Source organism: Clostridium psychrophilum (assembly GCF_018861705.1).
GTDB lineage: Bacteria > Bacillota > Clostridia > Clostridiales > Clostridiaceae > Clostridium_AD > Clostridium_AD psychrophilum.
In genome coordinates, this window is record NZ_JAHLEC010000275.1 from 1 (window position 1) to 655 (window position 655).

Below are 655 nucleotides of genomic sequence, written 5' to 3' on the forward strand. Positions count from 1 at the left end.
TAAAGTCTGGTTAAATTATTTTGTAGATTGGATAAATGAATGTGCAGTTTAGTTATTTGAATGGATAAATTAATTTGTAAATGTTAGGATAAGATAAAGTGTAAATCAACAGTATATCCATAAGACACGGCTATGTGGTTAGTTGAAATCCACATTGTAGTTTTTATAGGAAAGTTTGATATAGGTAACTCTGCATATTCAGCCGATTCTACTAACATTTTATCTGGACTATAATCAACTCTTATATTTATAGCTTGAGATTTTAATATTAGTTTTGATTCAATGGCTTTTGACAAATGTTCAAAGAATTTAACTTTAGTATTATCTGATACTTCTTTAATTTCCATTTTTTGATTTCTGTTTTCAACAGCTCCTGTTTTACTATCGTCACCATTATCAAATTCAGGATTAATTATTACATTTGCCCACCAGTTCGCTGCAATTTTTGATATTTCAATTATACTTTTAGTCATTTATAATCCCGCCTTTTTACTAATTAATTATATTTATTCAATACTCTTTTAACTTCTTTATAATTTAATTCAAATGACCTGTTGTAAAATGAAGTTGAACCAATAAGAAATCCATAGTGGATTAATTCTGTGTTATGCTTTAATCGCCTAAACTAAAACACACAGGAGGATAATCACTATGG

Annotated in this window: 1 protein-coding gene; it reads right to left on the minus strand. The window is 27.6% G+C overall.

Going from position 1 to position 655, the window contains the following annotated elements:
* Positions 1–83: 83 nt before the first annotated feature.
* Positions 84–473, minus strand: a complete 390-nt coding sequence (locus tag KPL38_RS19450) for a hypothetical protein (RefSeq protein ID WP_216290774.1) — start codon at positions 471–473, stop codon at positions 84–86.
* Positions 474–655 lie beyond the last annotated feature (182 nt).